Origin of the sequence: Mariluticola halotolerans (assembly GCF_021611515.1) — a bacterium.
Taxonomy (GTDB): Bacteria; Pseudomonadota; Alphaproteobacteria; order Rhizobiales; family Devosiaceae; genus Mariluticola; species Mariluticola halotolerans.
This window is the reverse complement of sequence record NZ_CP090960.1, coordinates 192,096-209,123: the sequence shown is the minus strand read 5'-3', so window position 1 is coordinate 209,123 and position 17,028 is coordinate 192,096. Positions and strand designations below refer to the sequence as shown.

Below are 17,028 nucleotides of genomic sequence, written 5' to 3'. Positions count from 1 at the left end.
TACTCAACTCCGCCCCCGGGTTGTACGTCCGAGTCCTGATAACGTAAAAAAAACCGGCGCGAAAGTCGCGCCGGCATGTCTTTAACCAAAATCGTTCGCAAACTAACCGTGTTTGCGCAAAAACGACGGTATTTCGAGGTGATCTTTCTGGGACTGTTGCGGATTTGCACGTCCCTGCGCGTCGGTCTGCCCGGCAGCGCCTTCCGTCTGCGAGCGAGTCGGGCGGGCACCGCCAGCCTCAATCGCGCTGCGCGCTGCCGCATCATCGCTCGAGGCACGCGGCGCATCATGGCCGTCATCCGCACCAACGTGCAAACCAACCTTCGAACCAAGCCGCTTGAACAGCGCCCGGGCGTTCCGGGGCTCTTCAACACGCGGCTCGATTGCCTGGCGGCCAATCGGCGGCAGGTCTTCAGCCCGCGGCATGCGGCGGTTTACATCGGGACGAGCGGCCTGGGAAGGCACATGCACTTTCGGCATCGGCGCTTCCTTCATCTGCGGCATGTCGTCAAACGGCTGCGGTGACTTGGCGGAAGGCACATAAGGCTCAACCGTCACACCGTCATCAGCCTGCGCATCGCCACCCTTGAGGCCGGTCGCCTTGATCGCTTCGGAGATCGCCGCTTCAACCTGATCTTCAAGTTCGGCAACCCGTGATTCCTGCATCTGCACATTGGCTTCAGGTTTGCTGATCGAAATCGCCCGGGCCGCATTGGGCTCAACCGGATCCATCGCCTGCACCATGGCAGCCTCGGTACCCGTGGCCACAACCGACACGCGGATTGTGCCTTCAAGCGTATCGTCAAAGGTTGCGCCCAGAATGATATTGGCGTCGCCATCAACTTCTTCACGGATACGGCTGGCGGCTTCATCAACTTCGTAAAGCGTCAGGTCACGACCACCGGTGATGGAAATCAGCAGACCACGCGCACCGCGCATCGACACATCGTCGAGCAGCGGATTGGCGATGGCGGCTTCTGCCGCATGGCGGGCACGATCCTCGCCGGTGGCTTCACCGGTACCCATCATCGCCTTGCCCATGCCGCGCATCACTGCCCGAACGTCGGCAAAATCGAGATTGATCAGGCCTTCCTTGACCATCAAATCGGTAATGCAGGCCACACCCGAATAGAGCACTTCATCAGCCATCGCGAATGCGTCGGCAAATGTGGTCTTCTCATTGGCAACCCGAAACAGGTTCTGGTTCGGGATAACAATCAGCGTATCGACATGGCGATGCAGCTCATCGATCCCGTCATCGGCCAGCCGCATGCGGCGATTGCCTTCAAACTGGAATGGCTTGGTCACAACGCCAACCGTCAATATGCCCTGCTCACGTGCTGCCCGCGCCACAACCGGCGCCGCGCCTGTACCCGTACCGCCACCCATGCCGGCCGTGATAAACACCATATGCGAACCGCTCAGGTGATCGTTGAGCTCGTCATAGCTTTCCTCGGCGGCCGCACGGCCAACTTCGGGATGGGAACCGGCACCAAGGCCTTCGGTCACCGCAACACCAAGCTGCACAACGCGCTGCGCCTTGCTAAGCGCCAGCGCCTGCGCGTCGGTATTCGCACAAACAAAATCCACCCCGTCGAGCCCGGAATTGATCATATTGTTGACCGCGTTGCCGCCAGCACCCCCAACACCAAACACGGTGATGCGCGGCTTGAGCTCCTGGATGTCCGGAATCGTTAAATTGATAGTCATTACTGACCCTTTCTGGGTGGCACGTTTGGTTAAGATTTACGCGCCAATTCGTTAATCCAAAGCTAACAATTTGCAGGAAATCGTTAATAGAGCCGCATTTTGGAAATCGAATATGGGGTAAATTTACCCCCTGTTAGCCATAGAACGCCGCCCCAGAACAGCAGCATCACTTAAAAGCTTGAGCGTAACCAGTTGCCCACGCGGGAAAAATACCCGTCAGTGCCAGTAAGCTTGGGCAAAACCCGCGGCTCGATAAATTCGTGATGGCAAACCTGCGGATAAATCAGCATACCGGCGACTGTGGAAAACGCCGGGCTCTTTGCCATCTCTGGCAGGCCGGCAATCCCCATCGGGCGGCCAGCCCGCACATTGCGCGCCAACACCCGGCGCGCCACTTCCGGCAAACCGGTCAAATCACTGGCCCCGCCGGTTAAAACAAACCGGTGCCCGCACACATCCATCATGCCGGTCGCGTGCATCCGGTCCCGCACAGCGGTCAGTATTTCCTCAACCCTTGGCCGCACAATCCGGGTGAGTGACGCACGGGTGACAGCGCTCGGCGCTTCATCACTGGCCGAACCAACCGGCACAATCGGAATCAGGTCGCGCTCGTCCTGTCCAGGCAACACGCTGGCATAAAATGTCTTGATCCGTTCGGCATCGGCCACACTCACCGATAGCTGGCGCGCGATATCAAGGGTGATGTGATGCCCGCCAATCGCCAGCGCGTCGGCATAAACAAGCTGGCCGTCATTGAATACCGAAACCGTCGTGGTTGCCCCACCAAAATCGATACAGGCCACGCCCAGTTGCGCCTCATCATCCACCAGCGCGGCAAGCCCGCTGGCATAAGGGGTCGCAATCAGCGCTTCCACCTGCAAATGGCAGCGATTGAGCGCCAGCTCCAGATTGCGCATGGCAAGCGTCTCGGCGCTTACCACTGCCACATCAACGCCAAGGGTTTCCCCCACCATCCCGCGCGGTGCCCGGATACCCGTCTGCCCATCAAGGGAATAACCAATCGGCAGCGCATGAATAATCGAGCGCTCCGAACGCACACTGCGTTCATTGACCGCGCGCAGCACCCGCGCCAGATCTGCCTTGTCCACTTCCTGCCCGCCCAGAGACACAGAAGCACTGAAAGTCTCCGAACCAAGCCGTCCCGCCGTCACATTGACGATCACCGACTCAACGGTCATCCCGGCGCCGCGCTCAGCCATGCCCACGACCGAACGAATAGCCTGCTCCGCCTTCTCCAGATCGGTCACCACACCGCTTTTCACACCCGATGACGGTCCATAGCCAAAGCCGATCACTTCAGGCGCATGTGTACGTCCCTTGAGCGCGCGGCCCTCAGCGCGAGGCGCAAGGCGCGCGATCACACAGCACATTTTGGTCGAACCGATATCGAGCACGGTCACCAATGTGGTCCGCCCGGTCTGTGCCGGCCTCAGTCTCGCTGTCATCGCGCTGGTAATCATGGTTTACTCAATTCCGAACTCAACTCGCGGCTTTATCGTCTTCCGGTGCCGTTTCAACCGGGCGCACAACCAGCATGCCGCTCACACGCAGATCAACCTGTGACAGGTCACGATCCAGCAAGCGATAATCTCTTTGATAGCCATCAAGGGTCGCCAGCGCCTGCGCAATACCCGTCTCCGGCAATTGCACACGCAGCCCGCTTTTATAGATCAGGTCCCAACGCCTGTCGGCCAGCCGGCTGACCGCCGCGAGGCCCACATAAATATCGGGGTAACGCTGCAAGGCGCGAATGATAACCGACGCATCGTCCGCCGCCCCGTCACCGATCACCAAAGGCAGCTTGTCATCAAGCGGCAAAGCCGTGCCAATCCGTGATCCGGCAGCATCAATAATAAAAGTCTGGCCATCGCCAGTCCGCCACCGGGCCACCGGCTCCTTTTCCGCCAACGTCACCGTCAGCTGATCGGGATAAACCTTGCGCACTGTCGCATCTGTCACCGCCGGCAATGCCGTCAGTCGTTGCCGCGCCGCTTCCACATCAAAACTCAGGATCGATGTATCCGGCTCAATTGCCAACGCTTTGACAATATCCGCCTCGCGGGTCACGGCCTGTCCGGTAATCGAGATTTCGCCAATACCAAGACCGGCCGCGGCAAACTCACCCTGCATGACCTCGCTCATGGTCACAACAGCCTGACTGATCCCGCCCCGCGCCTGAAACGATAAGGCGATCAACGCCGCGCAGGCGACACCGGCAAACCCGCGAATAAACAGCGGCCGATGCAACACCCAGACACGGTTAAGCGTCGCCAGCGGTCCCGGATTACGCCGCGGCTTTGCCATCGGGCCACCCCGGCGCGGATCGATAATAATGGGGGACGCAACGGCCCTAGCGCCTACCTGCCGCAACTCGCATCCTCCACCATCCAACTCACCAGCTCTTCAAAAGAATGCCCTGCATGGGCCGCCAGTTCAGGGACGAGAGAGGTCGGCGTCATGCCTGGTTGTGTATTGATTTCCAGGCACACAAGCTCACCATCTTCGCCCACCTGATCGTTGAAACGGAAGTCCGTTCTGGTAACGCCCCGGCAGCCGAGCACATCATGTGCCTTAAGCGCCATTTTCTGTACTTTTTCGTAAATTTTCGGTGAAACCGGCGCCGGAATCAGGTGTGCGGACCCACCTTTTTGATATTTCGCCTCGTAATTGTAGAAAACGAGGTCCGTGGTGATCTCGATCACGCCCAGCGCCACATCGCCCATCACTGCGCAAGTCAGCTCCCGGCCTGGAATATAGCGCTCAACCATCAGCTCTTCGCCGCCAAGCCAGTCCGATCCCAGAATTTCCTGCGGCGGGTGGCTGGTCTCTGCCTTGACCAGAAAAATCCCGAAACTTGAGCCCTCGGCAATCGGCTTGACGACATAGGGCGGCTTCATCACGTGCTGACGCGCCACCTCGGCGCGATTGGCCACCACATGATCGGTCACCGGAATGCCCGACGCCTTGAACATTGTCTTGGCCTGGTGCTTGTCCATGGCCAGTGCGGAAGCCAGCACGCCGGAATGGCTATAAGGGATCTGCAAGACTTCCAGAATGCCCTGAATTGTGCCGTCTTCGCCCACCCGCCCATGCAGCGCGTTGAATGCCACATCGGGATTGAGCGCCTTCAGCGTCGCCGAAATATCGCGGTCGACATCAACTTCCGTCACCTTGTATCCCGCATTGCGCAGGGCCTGGGCACATTCGCGGCCGCTCGAGAGCGACACATCGCGCTCAACCGACCATCCGCCCATCAGAACGGCTACATGCTTGGTCATCAAACCGCTCCCGTAAAGACGTCGCCATCCAGAAATTCCCGCACTTCCGCACCCGGCGCGAAATGCCCCATCCGCCGGATTTCCCAGCGCAACTCAATACCCGATTTGGCCCGCACACGATTACGCACAGTCTCGCCCAGTGTCTCGATATCATGGGCACTGGCATCCCCGAGATTGAGGAGGAAATTGCAGTGCTTTTCCGAAACCTGTGCCGTGCCAATGGTCAGCCCCCGGCAGCCGGCATCATCCACCAGCTTCCAGCTTGAATGCCCCTCGGGGTTCTTGAAAGTCGATCCGCCCGTGCGCGCCTTGGTCGGCTGCGAACTTTCGCGTGTTTCGGTAATCTCGCGCATCCGCGCCTTGATCGCATCGGAATCCCCCGCCATGCCCTGATAGACAGCCGAGGTAAACACCACCCCGCGCGGCCCGTTCGACTTGCGGTAGCGGTAGCCCATATCGGCATTGCTCAGGGTAATGATCTCACCCGTACGGGTCACCCCGCGCAATTCGACCATCCGGTCGCGCGTCTCAGTGCCATAGCAGCCCGCATTCATATAAAGCGCACCACCAATACCGCCCGGAATGCCGCGATAAAACGTCAACCCGTCAATGCCCGCATCCGCCGCCGCCGTCGCCACCTTCACATCCGGCAGCGCCGTGCCGACCCGCAAACGATGATCGCCGAGCACTTCAACAGCACCAAAGCCCTTGGCCGACAGCCGGATGACCACACCATCAAGCCCGCCATCGCGGATCAACAGGTTCGACGCCAGCCCGATCACCGTCACCTTGATCGATGGGTCGAGGTTTTTGAGAAAAAACTGCAAATCGGCTTCATCGGCCGGCTGGAAAAACAATTGCGCCGGCCCGCCCACGCGAAACCAGCTGATTTCCGATAGCGGCTGGTTCGGCACCAGTCGTCCGCGCACATCGCCGATCCAGTCTCCAAGCGTCGGTAGCAGATCAGGAAAACTCATGATTTCACCGCCGCATCCAGCAAAACCTGTAATTCGCCCGGCAGGCTCGCCGCCCATTGGGTGATATTCCCCGCGCCCAGACAGACGACATAATCGCCCGCTGCTGCCCGCGAGGCGATCAGTGGTGCCAGTGCTTCGGGCCGGTCAATAATCCGCGCATCGCGGTGTCCGCGCGCCCGCAGGCGATTGGCCAGTTCTTCATGGCTCACCCCTTCAATCGGGGCTTCGCCCGCCGCATAAACCGGGGCGATGATCACCGTATCCGCATCGTTGAAACAGGCGGAGAAATCGTCAAACAGGTCTTTTAGCCGCGAATAGCGGTGCGGCTGCACCACGGCAATCACGTCGCGCTTGGCCGATTGCCGCGCGGCGCGCAAGACCGAGGTAATCTCCACCGGATGGTGGCCGTAATCATCGATAATGGTAATGCCGTTGACCTCACCCGTGCGGGTAAAGCGCCGCTTCACGCCGGTGAAATTCGCCAATCCCCGGCGGATATCCTCAGCCGACACCTTCAACTGGTCCGCCACCGCAATCGCCGCTGTCGCATTCATCGCGTTATGCAGACCCGGCATCGGCAATTCGATATCAGCGATCTGTCGTTCCACCTTGGTAATCCGGTCACGTATCTCCACCGAGAACCGGCTGATCCCGTTGTCATTGGTCAACCCCACCAGGCGCACATCCGCCTGCGGGTTTTGCCCATAGGTCACCACCCGGCGATCCTCGATTTCACCCACAAGCGACTGCACTTCAGGATGATCGAGGCACATCACCGCAAAGCCGTAAAACGGCACATTCTCGACGAAATTCAAAAACGCCTTCTTCACCGCGTCAAAGCCGCCATAATGGTCCAGATGTTCGGGATCGACATTGGTCACCACCGCCACATCGGCTGGCAGCTTGACGAAAGTGCCATCGCTTTCATCCGCCTCAACCACCATCCATTCACCCTTGCCCTCGCGCGCATTGGTGCCATAGGCATTGATGATCCCGCCATTGATCACCGTGGGGTCAAGCCCGCCGGCATCCAGCAGCGCCGAGACCAAAGAGGTCGTCGTCGTCTTGCCGTGGGTGCCGCCAATGGCGATGGCGTTCTTGAACCGCATGATCTCAGCCAGCATTTCCGCCCGCCGCACCACGGGCAAACCGGCAGCCCGGGCCGCAATCAGTTCGGGATTATTCTTCTTGATCGCCGAGGAAATCACCACAACGGCGGCGTCTTTCAAGTTTTCGCCCTTCTGACCGATTTCGACGGCGATCCCCATGGCCTGCAAACGCTGCACATTGGGATTGGCGGTCATGTCCGACCCGCGCACTGTATAGCCCTGCCCGTGCAGGATTTCGGCAATCCCGCTCATGCCTATGCCGCCAATGCCGACAAAGTGCACCGGCCCGATATCGCGCGGCATTTTCATGACTGACAGTCCCCTTTGATTTTGATGGTCACTTTTTCGCAGCGACCTTTTCCGCCAAATCCGCCAGCCGTTCAACAGCCTGCGGTTGCCCCAGCGCCTTTGCCTTGTCAGCGGCAGCACTCAAAGCCTGCGGATTTTCGATAAGCTCTTCAAGCCGTTTGGCAAGAGATTGCGGTGAAACCGTGGCTTGCTCCACCAGCCAGCCACCCCCCGCTTCTTCCAGAAAAGCGGCATTATTCTTCTGGTCCGCATCCAGCGCGCCGGGCAAAGGCACAAGAATGGCCGGCCGGCCCAGCACCGCCAGTTCCGCAACTGTCGACGCGCCGGATCGGCAGAGCACCAGATGCGAATCCGCCATGCGTTCCGGCAGATCATCAAAAAACGTCGATAGCTCAACGCTGATCTTTGCCGCCCGATACGCCTCAGTCACCCGTTCCAGATCTTCCGGGCGGCATTGCTGGGTCACCCGCAATTGCCGGCGCAGGGTTTCGGGCAAAGCCGCCAGCGCCGGCGGCACCAGATCGCCGAAAGCCCGCGCGCCCTGGCTGCCGCCAAACACCAGCAGGCGAAAAGGCTGCCCCGCCTTCACCGGTTGATAGACAATACCCTTGGCCGTATCGCGCACCCGGTCACGCACCGGATTACCGGTTACAACCTTCTCGATGGAAAAATCATTCGCAAACCGCGTCTGCTCAAAGCTCAGCGCCAGCACATCAGCAAACCGCGCCAGCGCCTTGTTGGCCCGGCCCAATACCGCGTTCTGTTCATGCAAAATCCCCGGCACCCCGGCCAGCTTTGCCGCCACAAAAGGTGGAAACACGGGATAGCCGCCAAACCCGATTGCCGCATCCGCATTGCTTTTGCGCAATTGCTTGAAGGCAATGAATATCCCGAAACAGATCTTGATCCCGGCCTGCACCAGCTTGACCGGATTGCGGATCGAGGGGGTCGCGGAGGGAATGACATAAACCTCACGCGCCGGAAACCGGTCGCCATAATGGGTCACCCGCTCATCGGTCATCAGCTGAACCTGATGCCCGCGACGGCGCAGTTCCTGGGCCAGCGCCATGGCGGGAAACAGATGCCCGCCCGTGCCGCCGGCCATTAATACAAATATACTCATGCGTGCTCTACATGCGAAGGCTGACGATAAACCGGCAGGCCGGTCGCCAGACGTTCCTCGGGTTTCTTGCGGATCAGTGCCAGCATCATACCCATGCCATAGGCCACTGCCAGCATCGATGTGCCACCATAGGAAACGAAAGGCAGTGTCATGCCCTTGGGCGGCATTAGATTCAAGTTCACAGCCAGATTAATGCCCGATTGCAAACCGAACTGGATCGCCAGCGCGCTGGCCGCCAGCCGCGCATAATAGCTCGATTGCGCCTGCGCATCGCTCAATGCCCGGATAACGATGAAGGCAATCAGCCCCACCAGCACCATGCAGAAAAGGATGCCGAATTCACCGGCGGCAGCAGAAAAGACAAAATCGGCATGGGCGTCGGGCAAATACCGCTTGGCCACAGCCTCACCCGGCCCACGGCCAAACCAGCCACCTTCAAGCAGGGATTGCAAAGCCTTCTCCACCTGATAGCCATTGGCTGCATCAGGATTGAGAAACGCATCGATACGGCGCGCCACATGGGGAAAGAATAAATAGGCCGCAACCCCGCCAAGGCTTGCCAGCCCGATCAGGCACGAAATCATCCACCAGGAAATGCCCGACAAAAACAAAAGCGCGGACCACGTACCAACGATCAGCGCCGTCTGTCCGATATCAGGCTGCATCAACAGCATGGCAACGATTGTCGCCAGAATGCCGAAAACAATTGACCCGGTCGGCATGTCGCCATGCCGCGCCTTTTCCGAAAACAGCCATGCCGCCATCACCGCAAACGCAGGTTTGACGAATTCAGAGGGCTGAATTGATTGCCCGAAGAAGGACACCCAGCGCGTTGCCCCCTTCACCTCGACACCAACCACCAGCGTCATTGCCAATAGCGACATGCTGGCCACCAGCACCAAAAGCGCGCTCAACCGCACCTGGCGCAGCGTCATGAACGAAGTACCGATCAGCACCACCAGCGCCAGCGGCATGAACACCATGTGCCGGGTGATAAAATACCATTGCGACAGCCCCAGCCGTTCCGCCACCGGCGGGCTGGCGGCGAACGACAGCAACATGCCGCTCATCAGCAACAATACAAACCCTGCGAGCAGCTGACGGTCAACCGTCCACCACCACTCGGCCAAAGGCGTTTTACGCGCGCGTGAAAACATTGAACACAGACTGCCCTGGGCCGGCAGTCTCCCAAAACTCGGAAACAACTAATCCGAGCCTACACCCGTGATGGTTACCAGATCGCTATCTAAGCTTCAAAGAAGACAAGCCGACCAGCGCTAGCACAAAGGCAATAATCCAGAAACGGATCACAATCTGGCTTTCGGTCCACCCCAGATGCTCGAAATGATGATGGATCGGTGCCATTTTGAAAACACGCTTGCCCGTCAGACGGAACGAGACAACCTGCACAATCACCGACACGGTTTCGAGCACAAACAAGCCGCCAACAATCGCCAGAACAATCTCGTGCTTGGTCGCCACCGCAATGGAACCCAAGGCCCCGCCCAGCGCCAAAGAGCCGGTATCACCCATGAAAATCTGGGCCGGCGGCGCGTTGAACCACAGGAAACCAAGCCCCGCGCCAATCAGCGCCCCGCAAACCACCGACAGTTCACCGGTGCCGGGCACAAAATTGATCAGCAGATAATCGGAGAAAATCTGGTTACCCACCAGATAGGCGATCAACCCGAAACAGGCTGCCGCAATCATCACCGGCACAATCGCCAATCCGTCGAGCCCGTCTGTCAGATTGACCGAATTGCCCGCGGCAACGACAACAAACGCGCCAAAGGCGATAAAGAACCAGCCCAGATCAAGCGCCCAGCCCTTGAAGAACGGAAACAGCAATGAGGTGGAAAACGGCGCTTCGCCCATATGCGCCAGCACATAACAGGCAATACCCGCAATCAGCGCCTCAAGCGCCAACCGCTGACGCCCGCCAAAGCCGGCATGCGATGTCCGTTTGACCTTCAGATAATCGTCGTAAAGCCCGATAGCCCCAAAGCCGACGGTCACCAGAAGAACAACCCAGACATAGACATTGGCAAGATCCGCCCAAAGCAAGGTCGCAGACACGGCACTCGACAGGATCATCAGCCCGCCCATGGTCGGCGTGCCCTTTTTGGTCAGCAAGTGCCCCACCGGGCCATCTTCGCGGATGGGCTGCCCCTGCCCTTGTCGAATACGCAACCGGTTGATCATGCCCGGCCCGAACAGGAACACAAAAAACAGGGCCGTTACCACCGCACCAGCGGTGCGAAACGTCAAAAACCTGAAAACATTCAGCGCGCCGAAAGTGTCACTGAACTGTTGAAGAAAATAGAGCATTCGATCTGCGCCTTTGTGGCCTATCCGGCAGTGACTGCCGTTCCAAACTGGTCGCCTATCCGCGAGACAAGGCTGTTCAACCGCACACTGTTCGACCCTTTGACCATAACTGCATCGCCATAATCAAGGTTCTTGAGTACCCGGTCGTGAATATCTTCCACGCTTTGACAATGGATGACAGCCACCTCATCCCCCAGCGCATCGGCCAGCGATTTCATCTGCGCCCCGACCAGAAACACCGCGTCAGGGACAGTGTTTAGCACCGCATCTTTCAGCGCTGCATGCAATTCAGCGCTCGCCGTACCCAGTTCCAGCATGTCTCCCAAAACCACAATCTTGCGCCCGCCACCCACCGTCACATCCGCAAAAACCGCCAAAGCTGCCGCCATGGAGGCGGGATTGGCATTGTAGCTTTCATCGATAATGGTCAACGGATTGTTTATAGGCCCCAGCCGGGATATCGCCCCGCGCCCCTCAGGCTCAGCCAGATCGGCCAGAACCTGCAAAATAAGCGCGCGCGAGATACCCGCCGCTTCCGCCGCGCAAAACGCCGCCACCGCATTGGCCAGCCTGTGACGCCCCAAAGAAGCGATTTCAAGCGGCACATTACCTGTCGGCATCACAATGCGCGCCTGCATGCCGCGCCCGGTCGATTGGGCCGCGCTGATGCGCACATCCGCATCACCCGACAACCCATAAGTCACAATTTCGCCCGCCCCGGCGCGTTCCGCCGCTTCTGTCAGCACCCGCGTATAATCGTGATCCACATTCACAATCACATGACCGCCCGGCAGCAAACCGTCAAAAATCTCCGCCTTGGCCTCAGCAATCCCGGCCAGTGAATCGAAATTCTCCAGGTGCGCCGGCGCAATGCTGGTAATCAACGCAATATGGGGTTTCACCAATTGGCTCAGCGGCGAAATCTCGCCTGCAGCACTCATGCCAATCTCGAACACACCAAACTCTGTGTCTTTTGGCATGCGGGCCAGCATCAGGGGCACGCCCCAGTGATTGTTGAAACTCCGGATTGACGCATGGGTTTTCCCCGCCGCCGCAAACACAGCCCGCAAGGCTTCCTTCGTCGTGGTCTTGCCCACACTGCCGGTGACCGCAACAATTCGCGCATTGCTGCGCGCCCGCGCCGCACGCGCCAGATCCACCAGCCCCGCCAATGCATCCGGCACAACGATCAGCTTTTGCCCCGCCAGCGCCCCTGCACGGGCTTCTGTCACCAAGGCCGCTGCCGCGCCATTGGCAATCGCTGTCTCCACAAAATCATGCCCGTCAAACCGGTCGCCTTTGATCGCCACAAACAAGGCCCCCGGAATGATCTCCCGGGAATCTATGGAAATGCTGGAAAAGCTCTCGGCCGCAACGCCTTCAGCCCGGCCGCCCGTTGCCGCCAAAACTTCGGCAACAGAATAAAGGGCTGTCATGCTCAGGCCCTTATCGCCGCTTTGACGACAGCGTGATCGGAAAACGCGATCTTCTCGTCACCAATGATCTGGTAATCCTCGTGCCCCTTGCCCGCAATCAGCAGCACATCGCCTGCGGCCAGTTCTTCCATCGCGGTCAGAATAGCCTTGCCCCGATCGCCAATTTCGGTCGCGCCGGGTGCTGCAGCCATGATCTCATGACGAATGGCGCTGGCATCTTCCGTGCGCGGGTTATCGTCGGTAATAATCACCTTGTCCGCCAGATCGACCGCAATCTTGCCCATAATCGCCCGCTTGCCCTGATCCCGGTCGCCGCCGCACCCGAACAGCACAATCAGCTTGCCCTTCGCATAAGGACGCAAAGCTTCAAGCGCCTTCTCCAGTGCTGCAGGCTTGTGGGCATAGTCGACAAAAATGTCCGCGCCATTCTGGCTGCCAACATGTTCCAGCCGTCCGCGTGCGCCGGTCAGTGCGTTCAGCGCGAGAACGACATCCTCGGGCTTGGCGCCGCTTTCAATCGCCAACGCGGCCGCCATGACCGCATTATCGACCTGAAACCGCCCCACCAGCGGCAGCAGAAAATCAAGCGGCTCGCCCACAAGCTTGCCCTTGACCCGCTGGCCGAACCCCTCCGGCGCAACGCTGGAAATTTCAATATGCGCGCCTTCTTCACCGACAGTGAGCAAGGTCACGCCCCGGTCGAGCGCTGCAAACATGAACGGCATGTGCTCAACGTCATCGCTATTGACCACTGCCGAGCCATTATCCGCCAGCAGATTGCGGAACAGGCGCAGCTTGGCTTCGCGATAGTCATCCATGTCCGCGTGATAATCGAGATGGTCACGGCTCAGATTGGTAAACCCCACCGCCCGGAACCGCAGTCCATCGAGACGACGCTGGTCCAGTCCATGGCTTGATGCTTCAATAACCACATGATCATAGCCACCTGATTTCAGCACGGCGAGGCTCTTGTGCAAGGTCAGCGAATCCGGGGTTGTCAGCGATCCGGCCGCCGCCAGCTTGCCACCCGTATCCACACCAAGCGTACCAATACTTGCGCCCTTGATGCCGCAGGCCTGCCAGATCTGGCGCACAAAAGAAGCAACACTGGTCTTGCCGCTTGTCCCGGTCACACCAACCATCACCCGCGGCTGAGCGCCGGATGTCATGGCCGCCGCGCGGGCATAGGCCGCCCGCACATCCGATACAATGATCACTGCCACACCCGGGTCGGGTATGGGCTGGCGGTCGGTGACAATGGCCACCGCGCCGTTTTCAACCGCCTGGGCGCAATAGGCATCGCCATGCGCATGCGATCCAGGCAGAGCGAAAAACGCATCGCCTGTGGTAATCTGACGGCTATCCGACGTCACACCGGCGATGCTGACCGCTTCAACCGCGCCCGCATCGACAAATCCTTCAAGTAATTCTGGTAGTGAAAAAGACAAACTGCATCCCCCGAGCCCTCACCGAAGTTCCATCGGCACCAGCGCTAGATCAATATTGGTATCAAAATCCGGCAAAATTCCTAACATCGGTGCAATACGTTGCACAACACGACCCGACATCTCGCCGGCATTCCACCCGGCGGTCCGTCCCGAACGCTCATTCTCGGCCACAGCTTCATCGACCATGATGACCATCGCATATTGCGGCGCATCCAGCGGAAAGGCCGAGGCAAAGATCGCCAGGTTCTTCTCCTTGGAATAGCGCCCGTCGATCACCTTCTCCGCCGTACCCGTCTTGCCGCCCATCCGGTAGCCCTTGGCAATCTTGTTGGCCCGCGACCCGGATCCCTCAAGCGCATTGAGCCGCAGCAGATAGCGGGTTTTGGCACTCGTCGCTTCTGAGACAACCGGACGGGACAATGCCCGCGCCTCGGCCTCGGTACGCGGATAAAGCGTCGGCGGCACATAATGCCCCCCGTTCACCAGCGCCCCAAGCGCGGCCACCATATGCATGGGGGTCGTGGCCAGCCCGGCCCCGAACGAGGCCGTCGCCGCTCCCACTTCCGAAAATTTCTTCGGAATATTGGAGCGCGTCGTCTCGGGCAGTTCCACTGTCAGCGGATCATCAAAGCCAAGCCGTGTCAGAAACGAGCGATAATTTTCGGCCCCAAACGCCTGCATGATTTTGATCGTGCCGATATTCGACGAATATTTATAGATTTCCGGCACCGTCAGAATGGTGTGCTTGCCATGAAAATCATTGATGGAAAAGCGCCCGAAGCGCACCGGAAACCGCGCATCGAAACTGTCTGTCAGCTTGACAACGCCACTATCGATTGCCGCCGCCAGCGTAATCGTCTTGAAAATGGACCCAAGCTCAAATGTGCCCGCCGTGATCCGGTTGATCCGCGCGCCCTTGCGCCCCTCATAAGGCTCCAGTGCCGTTGCCGGTTCATTGGGGTTGAAATCGGGCAGCGAGGCCATGGCCACCACTTCGCCGGTCTTCACATTCATGATCACCCCGGCCGCCGCCGTCGCCTGATACCGCACCAGCGAGTCCGCCAGTTCATCGGTCAGCGCATGCTGCACCCGCAAATCAACAGACATGCGCACCGGTTCCAGCGTCCGGTCCCGCGCCAGCCCCAGATCCTGCAGCAGCGCCACATCTTCATTATCCAGATGCATTTCAAACCCGGAAATACCCTGATTGTCGCGGTTCACCGTGCCCAGCAGGTGTGATGCCTCATTGCTGGCCGGGTAATAGCGCTTGCTCTCGGTGCGAAAATCCAGCCCCGGAATGCCCAGGCGGAAAATCTTCTCCTTTTGCAGCGGCGTCAGTTCGCGCGCCACCCATACAAAGCCCTGATCCCCAGTCAGCCGCTTGCGCAGCCATTCCGGATCGAGCTCGGGCAAAACCCCGGTCAGCTTTTCAACGGCCTCTTCCACGTCGATGATCCGGCGCGGCTCCGCATAAAGCGATGGCACCCTTATATCCAGCGCCATCTCCAGCCCGTTACGGTCCAGAATAGCCGGGCGCGTCGCGGTAATCAGGTCGCGCTCTTCTCCGCTGAAATCAGTATCGGTATTGGCATAACCGAGTTGAACCAGCCGCCCGCCCACAAGCCCGAACAACATCAGCAGGCCCAGCATCACCCAGCGGATACGGCTATGGGTCAGGTTGCGCTGTGTCTTGCGCTCACCCTCAAGGCTGATCAATTCCTGGGCTTCCGTGCTCATCATGCTCATTGAACGCTTGCCTCGATCAAAGCTGCAATCGGATCAACACCTGCATCCAGCGACTTGAACAATTCTGTCAGGGCATCATCATCCGTCTGCGCCGTACGCATAGGTATATCTGTAATATGGATAAATTGCGCTTGATCGATCACCGCAACCCCCAGCACTTCGGCATGGCGGCGCACGATGGGCGCAATATGGGCCGGTTGGTTGAGATAGGCCCAGTCGGCTTTCAAAAGCGAAAGATCGGCTTCCTGCTTTTCAATCTGGCGTTGCAGGGCCAACTTCTCGTTCGCCGTGTCCACCGTATGGTATTTGAGCGTATAAACGCCCACCAGCGCCAGAACGCTGGTGATGAGCAGCAGAAAATTAAGACCGCGGATCATGCAACACCCCGGGTTTTAAACGAAGGCATGCCCAACCCTGCCGTTTTCACTTCACGCGCTGGCGCGGCAGTCCGCACCCCCATGCGCAGCGTTGCCGAACGGGCGCGCGGGTTTCGCGCGGTTTCCGCGTCGCCCGCCTTCACCGGCTTGGCCACCGGCTTCCAGCGCAAATCTTCAGCCACTTGTTGCGGCAAATGCCGGGATTGCGCAGGCCCGCCCTTTTCCGGGGCAAAAAACCGCTTCACAATCCGGTCTTCCAGCGAATGAAATGTCACCACCGCCAGCCGCCCGCCTTCGGGCAACAGCCTTTCAGCGGCAAACAACCCTTCAACCAGCTGGTCGAACTCGCCATTCACCGCAATGCGCAACGCCTGAAAACTGCGTGTCGCCGGATGCGCATCGCCCGGCTTCCGGCCAATGGTTTTCTCGATCAACTGCGCCAGTTCCAGCGTTGTCGTGATCGGCTTCTCAGCCCGCACCCGCGCCACCGCCGCCGCAATCCGCCGCGATTTGCGTTCTTCGCCAAACGAGAACAGCAGGTTCGCCAACTCGGTCTCATCAAGCTCATTGACCAGATCAGCCGCCGAAGTTCCGCTCCCGCTCATGCGCATGTCGAGCGGCCCCTCGCGCATGAACGAAAAGCCCCGCTCTGCTTCATCCAGCTGCATCGAGGAAACACCGATATCCAGCACAACGCCATCGGCAGGCTCATCAACCAGCGTATCCAGCTCGGAAAACCGCCCGGCGACAAAACTAAAAGGACCCGGAAAATCAGCTGCAAGCGCCGTCACAAACGGCGCAACGTTCGGGTCACGATCAATGCCGATAACTGACGCGCCGGCATCCAGCAGCGCGCGCGAATACCCGCCAGCCCCGAAAGTGCCATCGACAATCCGCGCACCCTCTAATGGCTGCAACGCTGCCAGCACTTCGGCCAACAACACCGGCACATGCGGTGCATCAGAATAGCCGGGTCCGTTCCCGTGCTCCTGGCCCATAGTCAACGCAACTCCACTCCGGCCAACAGGGCCGGTACTAACAATGCCCATCGGGCCTTGGATGCATTTTGCATGCTGACTTTTAATATTCTGTTTCCCAAACCCGGAATTATAGCGAATCGCGATGGAACCTGGGCGCCGTCACGCGCCCGGTCTTTCAGCTCAAAA

14 protein-coding genes are annotated in these 17,028 nt (G+C 59.1%); all 14 read right to left on the bottom strand.

Features of this window, described 5'->3' with window-relative positions; all coding sequences use genetic code 11:
- Positions 1–102 precede the first annotated feature (102 nt).
- Positions 103–1,710 carry a cell division protein FtsZ gene (gene ftsZ / locus L1P08_RS01050; protein WP_303618166.1) on the bottom strand — a complete coding sequence of 536 codons (1,608 nt, stop codon included), beginning with the start codon at positions 1,708–1,710 and terminating at the stop codon, positions 103–105.
- A 170-nt stretch (positions 1,711–1,880) separates the two neighbouring features.
- Positions 1,881–3,191 carry a cell division protein FtsA gene (gene ftsA, locus L1P08_RS01045; RefSeq protein WP_303618165.1) on the bottom strand — a complete coding sequence of 437 codons (1,311 nt, stop codon included), beginning with the start codon at positions 3,189–3,191 and terminating at the stop codon, positions 1,881–1,883.
- 19 nt (positions 3,192–3,210) lie between these two features.
- Positions 3,211–4,035, bottom strand: coding sequence for a cell division protein FtsQ/DivIB (locus L1P08_RS01040; protein ID WP_303618164.1), 825 nt, complete (start codon positions 4,033–4,035; stop codon positions 3,211–3,213).
- 53 nt (positions 4,036–4,088) lie between these two features.
- Positions 4,089–5,012 (bottom strand): D-alanine--D-alanine ligase, encoded by a 924-nt coding sequence (locus tag L1P08_RS01035; RefSeq protein WP_303618163.1) that lies wholly within the window; start codon positions 5,010–5,012, stop codon positions 4,089–4,091.
- Positions 5,009–5,986 carry a UDP-N-acetylmuramate dehydrogenase gene (murB, locus tag L1P08_RS01030; protein ID WP_303618162.1) on the bottom strand — a complete coding sequence of 326 codons (978 nt, stop codon included), beginning with the start codon at positions 5,984–5,986 and terminating at the stop codon, positions 5,009–5,011. Before murB ends, L1P08_RS01035 begins: the two co-directional genes overlap by 4 nt.
- Positions 5,983–7,404, bottom strand: a complete 1,422-nt coding sequence (gene murC, locus L1P08_RS01025; protein WP_303618161.1) for a UDP-N-acetylmuramate--L-alanine ligase — start codon at positions 7,402–7,404, stop codon at positions 5,983–5,985. Before murC ends, murB begins: the two co-directional genes overlap by 4 nt.
- Positions 7,405–7,432: 28 nt before the next feature.
- Entirely contained in the window at positions 7,433–8,527 is a 1,095-nt protein-coding gene (gene murG / locus L1P08_RS01020; RefSeq protein WP_303618160.1) for an undecaprenyldiphospho-muramoylpentapeptide beta-N-acetylglucosaminyltransferase, read from the bottom strand.
- Positions 8,524–9,684, bottom strand: a complete 1,161-nt coding sequence (locus L1P08_RS01015) for an FtsW/RodA/SpoVE family cell cycle protein (RefSeq protein ID WP_303618159.1) — start codon at positions 9,682–9,684, stop codon at positions 8,524–8,526. The genes murG and L1P08_RS01015 overlap by 4 nt, the downstream gene beginning before the upstream one ends.
- Positions 9,685–9,769: 85 nt before the next feature.
- Positions 9,770–10,855 (bottom strand): phospho-N-acetylmuramoyl-pentapeptide-transferase, encoded by a 1,086-nt coding sequence (gene mraY / locus L1P08_RS01010; protein WP_303618158.1) that lies wholly within the window; start codon positions 10,853–10,855, stop codon positions 9,770–9,772.
- A 20-nt stretch (positions 10,856–10,875) separates the two neighbouring features.
- Complete coding sequence (locus tag L1P08_RS01005) at positions 10,876–12,291, bottom strand: UDP-N-acetylmuramoyl-tripeptide--D-alanyl-D-alanine ligase (protein WP_303618157.1); 1,416 nt, start codon at positions 12,289–12,291, stop codon at positions 10,876–10,878.
- A gap of 2 nt (positions 12,292–12,293) precedes the next feature.
- A complete protein-coding gene (locus L1P08_RS01000; protein ID WP_303618156.1) occupies positions 12,294–13,739 on the bottom strand; it encodes a UDP-N-acetylmuramoyl-L-alanyl-D-glutamate--2,6-diaminopimelate ligase in 1,446 nt (481 codons plus the stop codon).
- An 18-nt stretch (positions 13,740–13,757) separates the two neighbouring features.
- Complete coding sequence (locus L1P08_RS00995) at positions 13,758–15,485, bottom strand: peptidoglycan D,D-transpeptidase FtsI family protein (RefSeq protein ID WP_303618155.1); 1,728 nt, start codon at positions 15,483–15,485, stop codon at positions 13,758–13,760.
- A complete protein-coding gene (ftsL, locus tag L1P08_RS00990; protein ID WP_303618154.1) occupies positions 15,482–15,862 on the bottom strand; it encodes a cell division protein FtsL in 381 nt (126 codons plus the stop codon). Before ftsL ends, L1P08_RS00995 begins: the two co-directional genes overlap by 4 nt.
- The gene (gene rsmH / locus L1P08_RS00985; RefSeq protein ID WP_303619461.1) at positions 15,859–16,860 is read right to left on the bottom strand and encodes a 16S rRNA (cytosine(1402)-N(4))-methyltransferase RsmH; all 1,002 of its coding nucleotides are present in this window, start codon (positions 16,858–16,860) and stop codon (positions 15,859–15,861) included. Before rsmH ends, ftsL begins: the two co-directional genes overlap by 4 nt.
- Positions 16,861–17,028 lie beyond the last annotated feature (168 nt).